The organism is Chloroflexota bacterium, from assembly GCA_016219275.1.
GTDB lineage: Bacteria > Chloroflexota > Anaerolineae > UBA4142 > UBA4142 > JACRBM01.
The window spans coordinates 23,023-38,313 of record JACRBM010000045.1 but is presented as its reverse complement, the minus strand read 5'-3'; the positions used below and the strand labels follow the sequence as shown (position 1 = coordinate 38,313).

Genomic DNA, 15,291 nt, shown 5'->3' with positions numbered 1-15,291 from the left:
CGCACATCCGCGCCAAATCTACGCAAGCCAAGCCAGCCGAAACAAGTTCGCGCAAAGAGTAATGTTCGGAAAAACTGTCAGCGTGGTGTGATGGACAATGCCTCGGGCGCAAGCCACGGCGTCTTTTGCGCGGTCGTCCACTCTTCACCACTTGCCGGATTGTAGACGACGAGCGCAAGCCGGTACGCGCCGGCGGATCCGTTCACCGGAGAAAAGAACGCGAAATCGTCTTGCACGATTTCGTCTGCCGACCAGCCGATGGTCGGGCGCGCACCGTTCGCCGGTTCCGCATCGCGCTGATAGACGATTTGACCGGCGGGATCGAGCACGCGCATCGAGACGGAGAGACGCGCGCTAATTGTTTGCGGCGCGCGCCAGTAGAGCGTGAGCAATCCAAAATTGCCCGCGCGCAATTTTGTCGCCGGATAAATTGCGTATCCAACTAGCTCGACAGAGTGTTCTGCCTGATCGGTGAACGTGGCGTGTGTCGTTGTCACCGGTATTTCGCAATTCACCATTCGCAACTCGCAATTCGCCACCCGCAGATTTATCACGCGCCACAACTCTCCAACGCGCACGAGGCGGAACTCATCCGCGAGCGCGGTGAGCGTTTCGGTTTCGCGCGGATCGAACGTGAGATAGACCGCGCGACCTTCGCGCACCGCGCGCTCAATGTCCGCTTGCCGCGAATCGTACTGTGCGAGCGTCAAGTACTGTTTTTGCGTGATAACTTTCCACCGTTCAATGTCGCGCCGCTGTCCGTCCACGTACTGCGCGTACTCGAGCGGCGTCAGCGATTCCCAGGGTCCGACGATCAACGCGCGTTGCTCTATCGGCAACGCGAGATTATCGCGCCACGCCGTTGCCACCTCGGTGCGCTGACTCCAATCGTTGCGCGTATAATTTTGTATGACAAGCCAACCACTCGTCGCCATGAATACGAACGCGAGCGCGCTCGTTGTGATGACGTGCAGCGGTTTCGCGGCAAGCCATTCCCAGATAACTGCGACCCCAACTGCCGCGAAGAATAGAAATGTGATGTACGACGGCAAGAAAAATTTTTCGACATCGTACGTGTTGAAGAAGAAACAAAAGAGACTGTTGCTCAGGTTCGCCAGCGCGACAAAAATAAGCGTCTCGCGCGCGGGCAACGCGCGCGGAAAACTGCGCGGCGCGCGATTGAGCGCGAGCGCGAGCATGCCGATAATGCCCGCGATGATCGTGAGCGGCGTGAACTGCTCGACGAGGAGCGGCACGTACAGATCGGTGACGCGCGCGACAAGCCAATCGAACGGACCGTACTGCATCCAACGACTCGCGTTGCCGCCAAGCACCATCTCGCCAAAATCCTTCATGTGAAACTCGACGCCGACATCGCTTTCGCCGCGCCAAAAAATGTACCCGTACAGCAACAGCGGTGCGACGAATGCAGACGCGAGGGACACGAGCCGGCGCGACTGGAAGATCGCGCCGCGCTCGCGCCACAGCACGAGCATCGCAATCGCGGGCGCGAACCAAATCATCGTGCGATGATTGGTGAGGGACAAACCGAACGCAAACACCGGCACGGTCAAATCCACCTTGCCCGCGCGCCACATCAAAAACAACATGGTCACGACGATGACGAGAAACGAATTGAGCGTGTACGGCCGCGGAATCACCGCCTGCGACCACTCGACGCGCGACGCGGCGAGGAGCATCGCGCTGACGAGCGCGACCCAGCGATTGCCGGTGAGCCAGCGCGCGAACCCGAACAGCGCGACGACGGTGACTGCGCCCCAGAACGCAGCGAACAAATTCGTGCGAGTCGCAACCGTGCCAATCGGAGCGAGGAGCGTGAATAACTTGCCGAGCAAAAAGAAAAGTGGATAGCCGGTGTGGCTCACTCCCAGAATGCCGATGTTCGTTTGGAATTCGCCCTCGTCGCCGTCGAGCAAACCGGGCGCGGCGGTGCGCGCGTACAGCGCGAGCGACGCGGCGAAAAGCGCTAAGGCAATGAGCCAGTCGCGGGATTGCGAATTGCGAATTGCGTATTGCGTCATGCGTGCAAGAGTTTTCATCTTGATGCGATCTCGATCTGTCCGATAAATGGTGTGATGATTTCTCCGCGTGGATCGCGTGCGACGAGATCACGTTTGCTGATTCGATCATAAACCACAATTTGAATTTGTGCGATGGAAAATTCGGGCGCATCCGCGTTGATCGGCAACCAGTACACATCGCGGATGATTTGCCCGGCGCGCCACAAACGTGTCGGCAACATACCGTGCCCCGGATAAGTGTCGCGCTTTCCAATGACGCGTTGGTTTGTGTCCAGCACGCGAATGCCAATCGAGTAATCCTCGTCCATCAGCGCAGGTGCTTGCCAGTACAACGTCAGTTCGGTCGCGCCGCCGGGATAAGCGGTACGCGAGGAAACAACGTAACCGAGTAATTTGATTTTGTCGTCGTACGCAATGTCCACGCGATTCGGAATTTGCGCGCCGTCACTCTCACTCAACGTTTGCGGATACGCGTACGCCGGACGCAGAATCATCAGCGGTGCGAGTGATGCGAGTGCAAACAGGAAAATGACAAATGTCAAATGAACCAATGACAAAACACGCGCCATCCGCCATTTGCTATTTGCTATCTGCCACTGTGTCAGTCCAAAGACGAGCAGTACCGCAATTGCAGGGAGCGCCGGAAACATCAATCGTCCGTGCGGCGCTTGTGTGACGATCATCCAGCGCACGAGTGCGGCGAAGATGAGGACGAGCCACGCGAGCGGGATGAGGATTTGCGATTTGCGATTTGCGATTTGCGATTGATCCTTGCGCGACAGTTGCCCAATCGAAAATCGAAAATAAAAAATCAAAAATTTCAACAGTCCGACAAAACTGACCAAGACGAAAACACTAATCATCTGATAGACTGCTGGTTGCGCCCGAATGTTGCCCCAGCCGAAACCGACCCAGAACGTTTCCCACACTTCGTTCAGTTGCGCGAGAAATTGATCGAACGACAATACCGCTTGCCGCTCGAAGAATATGCGCGACATCATCTCGGTGCCGGTCAGTTCGCCGTACAACATCAGGTTGCGGATGTACCACCAACCGGCGACAAGTGAAAAGGCAAAAGTAAAAAGGCAAAAGTAAAAAGTGGAAACGCGAATCCAGTTCGGTTCCTTGTGCTTGTTCCACATTTTTAGCCCCAGCGAAAAAATCACCAGAGCGAACAATCCCACGCCGCTTACTTTCGCGATTGCCGCGAGTCCGCATGAAATTCCAAGCAAAGCAATTTCGATGGTTGTCGGTCGGCGGTCGGCGGTCATCACGCGCGCGATCAGCCACAAGGAAAGCGCGGATAACGCGGTGATCGTCGAATCGTTGCTGACCGCGCCGCTGATGAAAAGAAACTGCGGCGTGAACGCGACGATGGCTGCCGCGCTCAACGCGAGGAAATTCCGCGCCGGAAAAATTTCGCGCGCGAGTAAGTAGGTGAACAGCACCGCGAGCGCCCCCAGCGTAACCGAGAGCCAACGCGCAAGCCGCATCGCGAGAACGGCGTTGCGGTACGGAAAACTTTCCGCGGACGTGTGAATGAACAAATTCTTGTTGTCGTTGACGATGCCAGGAACATTGTAACCGTAATGTGGGTTCTCCCACGCGAGCGCCGGAAAATCGGACGTGTCAATCCAAAATGTGAGCGCGGCGGACAACGCATAGTACAGCGGCGGCTGACTACCTTCCTGTTTTGCGAGATGCGTAGGCTGTTCGGACTGCACTGGCAAGCCGCGCCCAGTTGCGAGATACTGCACGAACGCGAAATGCTCGCGCTCGTCCGGCGTTTCAAAGAGCGGTGTCGTCACGCTGTACCACACGCCGAGCGTGACGAACGCAATCAGCAACGCGATAACACCGCGATGTTCGCGCCATTTCATCGCGTCACCTCCAACGCGGTGTCGAGTACGAGCGCATCATCATTCGTGTCGCGCAAACGCAAGCGCGCGCCGGTTTGCAAATCGTACCAGCCGACGCGAAGCGTGTACTTGCCCGGCGACAACTCGCTCGGCAACGCGAGTGCGAATGGATCGCGCACCGCTTCGCCCGCATCCCAGATCGAAGTGGGGTACGCGCCAGATTGCGGTTGATGATCGGCTTGCGCGATGATGTTGCCGTTCGCGTCGAGCAAATGCACAAACACGGTATAGTCGCGCTCCATCTCGCTGATCGCTTGCCAATACAATGCGATCTCGATCGGTGCGCCCGCGCTGGCGACGCGCGGCAAATCGAAACCGGTCAACGCGATCACACCGTTGAAATCGGCGCGTTGCGCGTGCGATGGCGCGAACGTTGTCGCGACGCGCGGCGCGATTTTGAGCGCGCCGACGATGACGCGATTATCGCTAGGGCGTCCCTGTGCGTCAAGCACATCCAGCCGATTCTGTTCCAAATCGTATAGACCGATTTCGATATGATATTTACCTGGGCGCGTGCGCGCGGGAACTTTGATCGGGTGATGCGTCGGGATGATTTCGTCGGTCTTCCACAAATACGTCGGATACGCGCCGAGCGCGGGAAAGATGTCGGCGCTCGTCGTGACCTCTTCATTCGAATCCAGCAAGTGAATGAAAACTGTATAGTCGGTCGAAGTTCGTTGCAGCGCGCGCCAAAAGAGCGAGAGCGAAATCGTTTCGCCCGGCTGGACGCGTTTCTCGCCAATCGCGGCAGATACCAGCACGAGGTTCTGCGTGAATTGCGCGCGCGGAGTTGTGCCGACCGATTCAAATTGAAACACCACGCGCGGATCCACTCTGAACGCGCGCGCGGCGCGAGCCCCGCGCATATCGTCAATCGTTTCATCGGGCGCACGCGTTTGCAATTGCGATTCAACCGTGGACGCGTTTGCACGCGTCGGCGGCATGAGATACACCGTGCCGTCGGTGATCAACACGTACGCGGCGGGATTGTGAACGTAGAGGCGACCCTCGGAGCGACCGCGCTCGAGCGATTCGGGCAACAAGACCCAGGCGCGCGCTGGCGCGGCTGGCGGCACAAGCGCGCCGTTCGCATCGAGCGCGGAACGCAAACGCGGCGCGCGCGCGCCGGAGAGATAACGTACCGGACTGCGCGCGAACTCGTTGAGCGGCACGAACACCGGATCGGTCTGCCGATTGACCCAGGTCGCTTCGGCGACTTCGACACGGCTGACGTTGAAATCGTCGAACTCTTGATTCGCCGGCGAAGCGGCGATGCGTTGAACGAAATACGCGTTGAGCGAATTCGCCGCGCTGAAAAGTAACAACGCGCTCACCATCGCGATGATCGCGCGCGATTTGAAACGCTCGACCAACGCGCCTGCGCCGACGCCGACGAAGAAAAAGACCGGCGGCATGATGCCGATGATGCGTCCCTTGTTTGGCGTCGGTTCATCCGCCGCGAGCAGATCGGGTAGGAGCATCACACCCAGCATGATGATTGCCCAGAACGATTCGATGCGCTTCCAGCGCACGAGAATCACGATCGCGCCGATCACGAAAAACGCGAACAGGATTGGATCGAGCAGTGGTTGGCGAAACGATGCGCCTTGCCATTCGACACCGAACATTTTCGCGTACGCGATAAATCGTTCGAGCACCAGGTTGATCCACCCCAGGTTAGACGCGTTCGGATTTTGAAACAGGTTCACCTGATTCACGCGCGCGAGCGCAACGTGTGGATACAAGACATGAAACAAAATGCGCGGCAACGCGACAATCGCCGCGATGACCCACAACAACATCATCGGTTTGACGCGCGCGCGCCAACGCGCGCGATCAAACAAAAACGCGAACGCCCACAGCATCGCGATTCCAATCGGTACGAATACGGCGGCGAGGTACACGTAGACGTTCGCGCCGATCACGATGCCGCCGAGCGCGAACGCGCGCCAACTGCCGGTGCGCCACCCGCGTGCGAAACAATAGAGCGCGGCGGCTTCAAACAAAGTGACGAGCACAAAGCGGATGCCATAGCGCGCGACCGTCATGAGTTCGAGTGAGCCAGCCAGCGCGAGCGCGGCGGCGAGCGCGACGCGCCGGTCGCGCGTGAATTCGTACGCGCAGCCGTATAGCGCGATGACGCTCAACACGCCGCCGAGCGCGGTGACGACGCGCAACGACGCGGTCGTCGGTCCAAACATCCAAACGGTAATCGCTTGCAAGTACAGAATCAACGCTTCGGGCGCGCCCATCGCGTTGACGTAGAAGGGACGCGCGCCGTCGTACAGCATTCCCAGGATCGTCATGCCGTTTGACGCCGCGTCGTACTTGAGTCCCGGCGCGAGCGTATCGAGCGCGTACAGTCGCGCGAACGCGGCAAGCGCGACGACGAACGCGAACGCGAACCAGTGCGCGCGATTACTCAACGCTCACCTCGCCCAAGACAATCGAATCGCCGTTCTGCGTCGGCAACCGTTCGCCGGTTTGCGCGTCGTACCAGCCGATTTCAATTCGATATTTTCCGCGCGGCGCATCTGCCGGAATTGTGACCGCGATTTCGTCCGCCACAAGTTCGCCTCCGTCCCAAATGGAAGTTGGGTACGTGCCGCCGCGCGGTTGCACGTCGGTTTGCGCGACGATGCGATTTGTGTTGTCGAGTAGGTGAACGAACACGGTGTAATCGTGTCGAATAAATTGATTGCTCTGCCACAGCCAAGTCAATTTCAATTCCTCGCCGCGTTTGATCTGCGATGCCGCGTCAAATCCAACCAGCGTGATCGCATCGCCGAACCGCGCATTGCTCGCGCGCGCGGGCGTCACGATTGGCACATTCAACTTTACTTTGAGCGGACCAAATAGCACGCGATCATCCTCCGCGCGTTTGCCATCAATTTCGACCGGCACGCGCGCGTTCTGCGCGGGCGAGAACAATCCTATTTCGAGCATGTACTTGCCCGGCGGTAGCCCAGCATTCACTTTGAGATCGTACCGCGCCGGCAAGGTTAGATCGCGCGGCAAAAGCGCGAGCGGATATTCGAAAAACATTTCCGTATCGGTGCCGCCAACGGGATTGCCGGATACGTCGAGGATGTGTGCGAACATCTTGACGCTTGATTGAATCGGCGCGCGAGTTTCCCAAAGTAAACCGAGTGGAAATGTTTTGCCCGGCGTGATTTCGTGCGAGTCAATGGTACCAAACAATGAAAGCCCATTGTCGAAATGCGCGAGAGCGATGGAGCGACTTGCCGGGTAACTGAGTACGGTTTTTCTCGTTGATTCATCTGTGCGCCAAAATGAACCAACCACTTTGCCGTACTGATCCCGCAGTGTTTGTGCATTGTTCAATGCTGTGAGGGTAATCATCGGATTCAACCAAATCGCCTCTTGTCCGCGCAAAAGAATCAGCCCACCATTCGGCAATGTGGATGGAATCATAGCGAGCGCCGGTTCGCTTTCGAGTTGTGTGCGATCTCTAGATGGCAGAGTCCTCTGCGAGTGAGACCGCGAGCGAATCAAAAACTGAATCGTCGGATGGGCGAACGTTTCAAACGGTACGATGACGTTTTCGTCACGCGTCATAATCCACTTGGCAAGTTCGACGAGGTCGCCTTGATAGTCATAGTACGCGCGCGGGTGATTCGCCCACACGAGGAAATAATCACGCGCGCTCCACGCGCCACTGCCAAGCAGCGTGACGAGTGTGCCGAGTGCGAGCGCACGCTGTGGCGACCAACGCGTCGCGATCATCTCCCAGCCCCACGCGACGAACACGAACATCGCGGGCAATGCGCCAATCGCGCGTTGCGTGTCGGGCGCGTCCTGGGATAGGATCGTCGGCACGAGCAAGAGAACAAACCAAATCAGCGCGAATCGTTTCGCCGGTTGTCGCCATTGCCATAACGCGCCGAGCAAACCCAGTGCGAACGGAATACCGGTGAACCAATCGAGCACCGGGCGATACGCGATGCCGTGCCGCCACTCGGCATCGCCGCGCGCGAAAAACATTTGCGCGACCCGCCACGCATTCGCAACCAAATCGCTCGTGCCGCCGGCGAGCGCGACGTCGCCCACGCGAAACAAGAACGCGCTCGGATGCGTCGCAAAATAATAGCCGAGCGGCGCAAAGACGACGAGCGCGGACGCGACGACTGTTGTCATTTCGAGGATTGTCTTTACCGTGTCCCTCCCCTTGCCCAGGGGAGGGACAGGGAGGGGTTGAGTATTTCGCCGCTTCGCGGCTCGCAATGATATGAACCATTCGGTCAACCAAAACAACGCGATGACAATCGGCAGAAATCGAGCGGACAAGTACGTGTACAAACTCGCGCCGAGAAACAAACCGGCAAGAATGTGATCGCGCGTTTTCTGTGTGCGCCATGCGCACCAGAAAAAGTAGAACGCGAGCGTCGCGAAGAGCGGAAGCGAAATCGTGCGCCAACCCATTCGGCTAAAGTTGAGATGCCAGTACGATACCGCAAGCCCGGCAGTGCCGACGAGCGCGACCCAGGTCGAACGTTTGCCCGGTGTCATCGCGCGGGCGAGCGCGAAGAACGCGGCGAGTGTGAGCACTCCAACAAACGCGGCAGGAATCCGCAGCGACCAGGGCGACGCGCCGAACAGCATCAACGAGAGCGCGTGCGCGTAAATGAAAAAGGGTTCGCGTCCGCCGTTGCCCTCGAAGAAAATCGGAAACCCCGCGCCATTCAAAATTCCCAGCGCATCGAGTCCGCTAAACGCTTCGTCGTGATACAAGCCGGGCGGAATCGCGTCGAGCCAGGCGACGCGCAGCCAGATCGCGCACAGCAAAATCGTGAGCAGCAGAATCCACACCGCGCGTGTCATCGCGTCGCTCCGATGGTCAACTCAAGATGATCGCTCACGCCAACCGGCAAACGCTCGCCGGTATCGAGACGATACAAACCCAGCGCGAGACGATAACTGGGTTGCGCCGGCATACGCAACACGTACTCGTCGCTTATCAATTCGCCCGCACTCCAAATTGAGGTTGGATAGTTGCCGTCTTGCGGTTGACGGTCGGCTTGCGCGATGATCTTGTCGTTCGCGTCGAGCGCGTGGACGAACACTTTGTAGTCGCTCTCGATTGCCGCGCGCGCGCGCCAGTACAACACAATTCGAATTTCATCCTGGGTCGTGTCCGCATCATACCCAGCAAGCTCAATCGCGTCGCCGAACGGTGCGGCGACACGCACGCGTGGCGTGTACGCGACCTGGGTACTCGGTGCGACCTTGATCGCGCCCAACATCGCGCGATCTTCGCCAGATTCCATCGCGGTCAAGCGTTCGCCGTTCTTTTCGACCGGATACAAACCGACTTCGAGCGCGTACTTGCCCGGCGTCGCGTTCGCGTCAATCGGTACGCGCACCTCATCGCGCAACGCGTCGCCGGGTTTCCAGTACACCGTCGGAAATGCGCCGCGTGCCGGAATCACGTCTGCGCCGCCGGCGCTGCGGTCGTTATGTCCGATGAGATGCACGAACACGCGGTACGATTCGCTCATCGGCGCGAGTGCGCGCCAGTACAACGTCACGCGCAACGTGTCGCCCGGTTTGACCGCGCGCACGTCCACATCATAACCAAGCAATTCGATCTGGTCCGCGAAATTCACACGCGCCGGATTTGTGATGCGCGCGAGATCATTCGCGGATGCGAGCGCGGGACGCGCGTACGCGGGACGCGTGTAGGCGAAGGGAACGAAAAGGGCGAGCGTGAAGAAGGCGGCAATGAGTAGGTTGGTAATTGGTAAATGGTAATGAGTCAGGCGTGATGCGTGATGCGTGATTTCTTGCAAGCCAAGTGTGATGACCAATGCGATGACGGAGATTGCCGGGAACAAGTAACGACCCTGGTCTGCGCCGGTCGTCATCGTGATGAATCGCAGTTGCGCGACGAGGATGAAGGCGAGCCAGGCGGCGAGGGAGAGAATCGTAATTCGTAATTCGTAATTTGTAATTCGCAAGAACCAAACGACAAAGCCGAACAATGAAATCAAAGTGAGCGCGCCGAGCGCCAGAAGAATGATCGGCGAAAAATCGCTAGGTGTCGGACCGCCCCAAAAGGTTTGCCAAAGCCAGGGCAGCGAAATCTGGAAGAGTTCTAGTGGAGTTAATTCGCCGGATCGCGGAAAGAGCGCGGTCGCAGTCATCAGTCTGAGTGCGAGCGGATCACCGTACAAAACTTGATTGCGCGCGAACATCCAAGCGGCAACGAATGCGATGACAGCACCCAGGATTGTCGAAGTAGAAACGAATAAACGCATGGATCGCCGGCGAAACGCGAGGTACGCGAAAATGAGAAGCGTGAATGGGATGAGACCGAGCGCCGTTGTCTTGGTCAGCACGCCCAATCCGATGAGCAGGCCGGCGAGCGCGGCGGATTTCGTGTTGAGTGTTGCGCGTTCAGTCAACCAACGTGTCCACATCAGCAACACGAGCGACGAGAACGCGGTGAGCGGTGCGTCGTTCGAGATGAGCGCGCTCGCGAAGAGGAAACTGGGATTGAACGCAACGATGGAAGCGGCGGCAAGCGAAATTTGTAATTTGTAATTTGTAATTTGTAGTTCGGGCGCAGCGCGTGTGATGGATAGAGTTATGAAAAAGGTTGCGGCGACGGTGATGAGACTGAATGCAATCGAAAGCAGGCGCGCGAGATGCACCGCGAGTGTGGTGCGCGTGTACGGAAAGTTTTGCGAATCGGGATGGTAATAAATGTTTCGCCCGCAACATGCTGGGTCGCCGACGAACGTCGCCTCGTAGTTGCGCCACAACTGTTGTTCGTGATCCGATGTGTCTATCGGCGCGATGACGAGCGCGACGAGCGAATAGTACAACGGCGGCTGCCAGCCCTGGTGTCCTGCCGCGCCGCCGCCTGGCTCGAACGACTGCACCGGCAACGCACGATGGTCCGCGATGAATTTGGCGTAGCGGAAATGATCGTCTTCGTCCGGACCTTCAAAGATCGGAATGATGATCGAGTAAAACGCGGCGAGTAATGCGAACACGACGAGCAACACCGCAAGCGATTTTGGCAGGCGGCTCATTGGCTCGTCACCTCGAATGTTGTCACTACGATTTGGCGATTCACAAGTTCGTTGCCTTGCGCGTCGAATGCCGGCAAACGTTCGCCGGTTGGCGGATCGTACATACCGGCAACGATGCGATACGCGCCCGGCGTGTTGAGCGTAAACGCGTACGAGTCGGGCACGCGTTCGCCCGCGTCCCAGATGCGCGTCGGATAACGATTCTGGCGCGGCGTGTTGTCTTGTTGCGCGACCAGGTTTCCCTGGGCGTCGAGAACGTGCACGAACACGTGAACATCTTTTTGCGGCGGCGCGATGGCTTGCCAATGCAAGGTCAACGCGAACGATTTTCCGGCGCGCACGCGCGGTTCTGCGTCGAATCCTTCGAGACGAATTGTGTTGCCGAGTGTGGCGTTCAGCGCGACGCGCGGCTTGCTTGATGCGTTCACCGGCACGATCACTTCGCCCAAATCCACACGTTCCTCGGAGCCAGCCGGCAATCGTTCGAGCGTTTCAAAACGATACATCCCGGCGATGAAACGATAAACGCCGGGTGTCGCATCGCGCGGGATTTTCAAAAGGCGCGAATCATCAATGACGCGACCAGGCATCCACAACATCGTCGGCAAAAATCCATCCTGGGGAATGCTATCGCGTTGCGCGAGTACGTTGCCGTCGGCGTCGAGCAATTGCGCGAAGACGGTGTAATCCTCGAACACATCGCGTTCGGCGCGCCAGAACAAGGTGACTGGCAATGCTTCGCCCGCGTTCACGCGCGCGGGCATGTTCGCGCCGAGCAGGCGAATGCGGTTGCCGACGAGGGCGTCCGCGCGGCGCGAGAAGGTCGGTTCGGGCGATGTATCCACTGCGCGCGTCAATTCGATTTCGCCAACGCGCGTGAAGGACGCGTTCGCGCCGAAAGAAACTTGAACTTGATATTTTCCTGCTGGCATTCCTGGCGCGAGCGGCACATCGAAATAATCCGCGACGATTTCGTCGGCGATCCACGCTTCGGGAAAACCGGTGTTGTAACGCGAATGTTGCGCGCGTTGTGACCACACACGATTGTCGTCGCCGACGAGTCGCCAGGTAAAGGGATCGTCGCGCGCCGGTTGTTGGACATGCCAAATCGCATTTATTTGCAGCGTGTCGTTCACGCGCTCGGCGCGCCAGCCGATCAACCGCAACTCGCGCGCGACCTGGGTCGGATTCGTTTGCATCGTTTGTGCCGGCGCGGTGAACGCGACAAACGTGGATGGAAGCGCGACCACCAATGCGAACACGCCCGTCATCATCGCGATGCGCCAATCGTCGCCGCGGCGACGCGCCGCGATAACCATCGCGCCAACGAGCGCGCATGCGGCGATACCGGACGCGAGCGCGCCGATCTGTCGTGGGAGAGTGTCGCCGAAAAAAATCACGACGCGATGTTCGCCAGCCGGCACGTTGATCGCGACCAAACCAAGCGGTGTGTTGGGAAACGTTGCCGTTGGTTGACCATCGTCCGTCGCTTGCCACCCGGCGAAATGAAACACGCGCAGTGTGATCGTGAGCGCTTCACTTGTCGCGACGCGAAAGGTGAAGCGTGTCGCTCCGAATTCCTCAAGCGTAATTGTTGGCGTCGCGCCAGTGCGCGTCGAGTCGAGGCGCGTGACGAGCGACTGGACGGTGCGCGGCAGAAATTCGCCGAACGAACCAAAGCCCAAGCCGCGCGTGTTGGTTTCGACGCGTGCCATCTGCCCGCGCGTCAATTCCTCGCGCGGATAATCGAGTCGTTGTGGCGCGAGGTTCCCCAGTCCATTCCATACGAGGATCGCCGCGCACGCAATCGCCAACGCGACGCGCAGCGCGGTGTGACGAATCATCGCGATCAATCCGCCGGTCGTGACAGCGACGCCCAAGCCGATCAAGACCGACACGCGCCACGCGAATTGAACCGTCTTGAGCAGGGGCATCGCTTTCCAAAATTCGCGCGTGACATCGAGCAATAAGATACCGGCGATGATCACGAGTGCGCCAAAAAGCCAGGTCGTCGCGCGGCGACGCCATCCCAGGATCAATGCGAGCGCGACCGGAATTAGTGACACGATGCCGAGCGGATACGGTTGATCGGTGTACTGGTAGGGCAGAGTAAATTGCACGACCTGGGACACCGAAAGGAAACTGCCGTCGAGTAACGCGACGAGTGGTTTGTTCGCGCGACTCACCGCGACCAAGGACATTTCGGTCACCGCGGGCAACCAGTAAAACGCCGCGAGCACACCGCCGCACAGAATCGCGACGGCGAGTGATACGAACGCGCGAACGCGTTTTGGCTTTGGCACGCGAAATAATTCCCAGAGCACAAACACGCCGAGAAAGGGCGCGCTCAACACGACGGTGAGATTGTGCGCGAGTACCATCGCGGCGACGACGAACGCGGCGACGATCATCGCACCGGACGTGCGACGATGAATCACGCGGTGCAGTGACCAGATGAGCCAGGGTAAAATCGCGGCGGCGAGCGCCTCGGCGAGCGCGCCGCGCAGAAAAATATCGAGCAGAAAGTACGGAAAGAATACGTACGCGAGGGCGACGATCATGCCGGCGAGACGCGGCGATTCGGTGTTCGCAAATAGTGCGCGTCCCATTTCGTACGCGCCGGTTGTCCCGATGATGACGAAGAGCGCGAGCGTGAGTTGAAGCGCTGTTGGAATGTCCGCGCCCATCACGCGAAAAATCTCGGCGAGATAGTACGTCAACGGCGCATAGAAATTGAAAACCGGATAGCCATAGCCATAAGCCAGGTCGGGCGCCCAGCGCGGATAGACCTCGCCGGCGCGCAACATCCAATCGAATTCGGCGAAACGGAAGAGATGTCCATTGCCGTCGTCGAGAAAGAGAAAATGCGACGGTGGAAATAATGGCAGGATACCGAGCGCGATGATGGCGGCGAGAGCGAGTGGCGTAATCCAACGCGATTGAAATAACATGGCGGGAATTGCGTGACAACAAAAAGCGGGCGTGACTGCCCGCTCATTTTCTATACATTCGATTCTTTTGGCAAATTCGCGCGGCGTGCTTCGACCAAGGGCGGCGCGCTGCCGAGCAAACCGAAACGTTTGCGGAAAAGGAAAAACAAATTGTAAAATCCATCGCGCCAGATGCGGAGCTTGCTAACGCCGTGCCGCTCTTTGTAATAGACCGGCAATTCGATGCCGCGAATGAGTTTCTTTTTCGACATGGCTTCAAGTTTGATCTCTTCGGAGAATGCCATGCCGTCGCTTGTGAGCGTCAAGTGTTCGAGCACCCACCGGCGGAACACCCACATGCCCGATTGCGAATCGCGCACGCGAAACCAGAACAGAATCCAGATGAAGAAATTGAGCACGTCGTTGCCGAACACGCGCAGCCAATTACTTGGTTTGTCCTTGTGACCCGTGCGGTCGCAGGTGATGAAATCGAAACCTTCGTCAATCATCACGTCGAGCAGAATCGGAATGAAATTACGCGGATACGTGCCGTCGGCATCCATCGTGACGATGATATCGCCGGTCGTGTGGCGCAACCCAGTTTTGTACGCCGCGCCGTATCCTTGTTTGGATTCGCGGATGACCGTCGCGCCAAGTTGACGCGCGACCTCGGATGTACGATCGGTCGAGTTGTTGTCCACCGCGATTACTTCATCCACGATGGTGGGCAGGTCGCGAAAGACTTCTGGCAAGCCGTGCTCTTCGTTGTAGCACGGCATCACGAGGGAGATGCGATGATTTTTGTACATTACGGTTTTGTGACCGCCTTGAGTTGATCTTCCAATTCCTGCGCGGTGACAAAACCGAGTTTCTTCCAGATAACTTGACCTTTGCCATCGAGCAGGAACATGTGCGGTTGGACGCTGTAACCCAGTTTGCGTTTCGCGTCCTGGGTCGCGGTGTTGTCAATGTCGAGATAGACGAAATCTACACAGCCACCATACTTGGCTTCTAGCCCGTGCACGACGGGTTTCAACGCGTTGCAGGTGCCTCACCAGTACGCAAAGAACTCGACGAGTTTGGGTTTCGCCGACGCGTCGAGTTTTTTCGGATCGTCGGAACGAAAACTATCGAGCGGCGCGGCGTTCGTCATCGCGCACGACGCGGCGCTGGACGCGTTGCTTGGAGTGGTGGCTTGTGCCGCTGGCTTGGTTGCCACGGCAACCGTTGCGGTCGGTGGGACTGCTGTCGCGGTCGGCGTTGACGGCGCGGCGCACGCGGTGAGCGTGACGAGCAAAATTGCATGCAGGAATACTTGTAGACGCATTGACTCCCTCACAAA

At 58.2% G+C, this 15,291-nt stretch carries 9 protein-coding genes; all 9 read right to left on the bottom strand.

The genetic code is table 11. The annotated features are described in order from the left end of the window. Positions 1 to 77: 77 nt before the first annotated feature. Genes HY868_11875 through HY868_11835 form a run of 9 tightly spaced genes read right to left on the bottom strand, consistent with a single transcriptional unit; the run spans position 78 to position 15,276 of the window. Positions 78 to 2,060 (bottom strand): DUF2723 domain-containing protein, encoded by a 1,983-nt coding sequence (locus HY868_11875; GenBank protein MBI5302826.1) that lies wholly within the window; start codon positions 2,058 to 2,060, stop codon positions 78 to 80. Then, complete coding sequence (locus tag HY868_11870; GenBank protein MBI5302825.1) at positions 2,057 to 3,922, bottom strand: phospholipid carrier-dependent glycosyltransferase; 1,866 nt, start codon at positions 3,920 to 3,922, stop codon at positions 2,057 to 2,059. Before HY868_11870 ends, HY868_11875 begins: the two co-directional genes overlap by 4 nt. Next, on the bottom strand, positions 3,919 to 6,387 hold the full coding sequence (locus HY868_11865; GenBank protein ID MBI5302824.1) for a glycosyltransferase family 39 protein: 2,469 nt from the start codon (positions 6,385 to 6,387) through the stop codon (positions 3,919 to 3,921). Before HY868_11865 ends, HY868_11870 begins: the two co-directional genes overlap by 4 nt. Further along, the gene (locus HY868_11860; GenBank protein MBI5302823.1) at positions 6,380 to 8,803 is read right to left on the bottom strand and encodes a glycosyltransferase family 39 protein; all 2,424 of its coding nucleotides are present in this window, start codon (positions 8,801 to 8,803) and stop codon (positions 6,380 to 6,382) included. Before HY868_11860 ends, HY868_11865 begins: the two co-directional genes overlap by 8 nt. After that, positions 8,800 to 11,019 carry a glycosyltransferase family 39 protein gene (locus tag HY868_11855; protein MBI5302822.1) on the bottom strand — a complete coding sequence of 740 codons (2,220 nt, stop codon included), beginning with the start codon at positions 11,017 to 11,019 and terminating at the stop codon, positions 8,800 to 8,802. The genes HY868_11860 and HY868_11855 overlap by 4 nt, the downstream gene beginning before the upstream one ends. Further along, on the bottom strand, positions 11,016 to 13,970 hold the full coding sequence (locus HY868_11850) for a hypothetical protein (protein ID MBI5302821.1): 2,955 nt from the start codon (positions 13,968 to 13,970) through the stop codon (positions 11,016 to 11,018). Before HY868_11850 ends, HY868_11855 begins: the two co-directional genes overlap by 4 nt. A 50-nt stretch (positions 13,971 to 14,020) precedes the next feature. Next, positions 14,021 to 14,758, bottom strand: coding sequence for a glycosyltransferase family 2 protein (locus HY868_11845; GenBank protein MBI5302820.1), 738 nt, complete (start codon positions 14,756 to 14,758; stop codon positions 14,021 to 14,023). Beyond that, positions 14,758 to 14,985 (bottom strand): hypothetical protein, encoded by a 228-nt coding sequence (locus HY868_11840; protein ID MBI5302819.1) that lies wholly within the window; start codon positions 14,983 to 14,985, stop codon positions 14,758 to 14,760. Before HY868_11840 ends, HY868_11845 begins: the two co-directional genes overlap by 1 nt. Positions 14,986 to 15,000: 15 nt before the next feature. Then, positions 15,001 to 15,276, bottom strand: coding sequence for a hypothetical protein (locus tag HY868_11835; GenBank protein MBI5302818.1), 276 nt, complete (start codon positions 15,274 to 15,276; stop codon positions 15,001 to 15,003). Positions 15,277 to 15,291 lie beyond the last annotated feature (15 nt).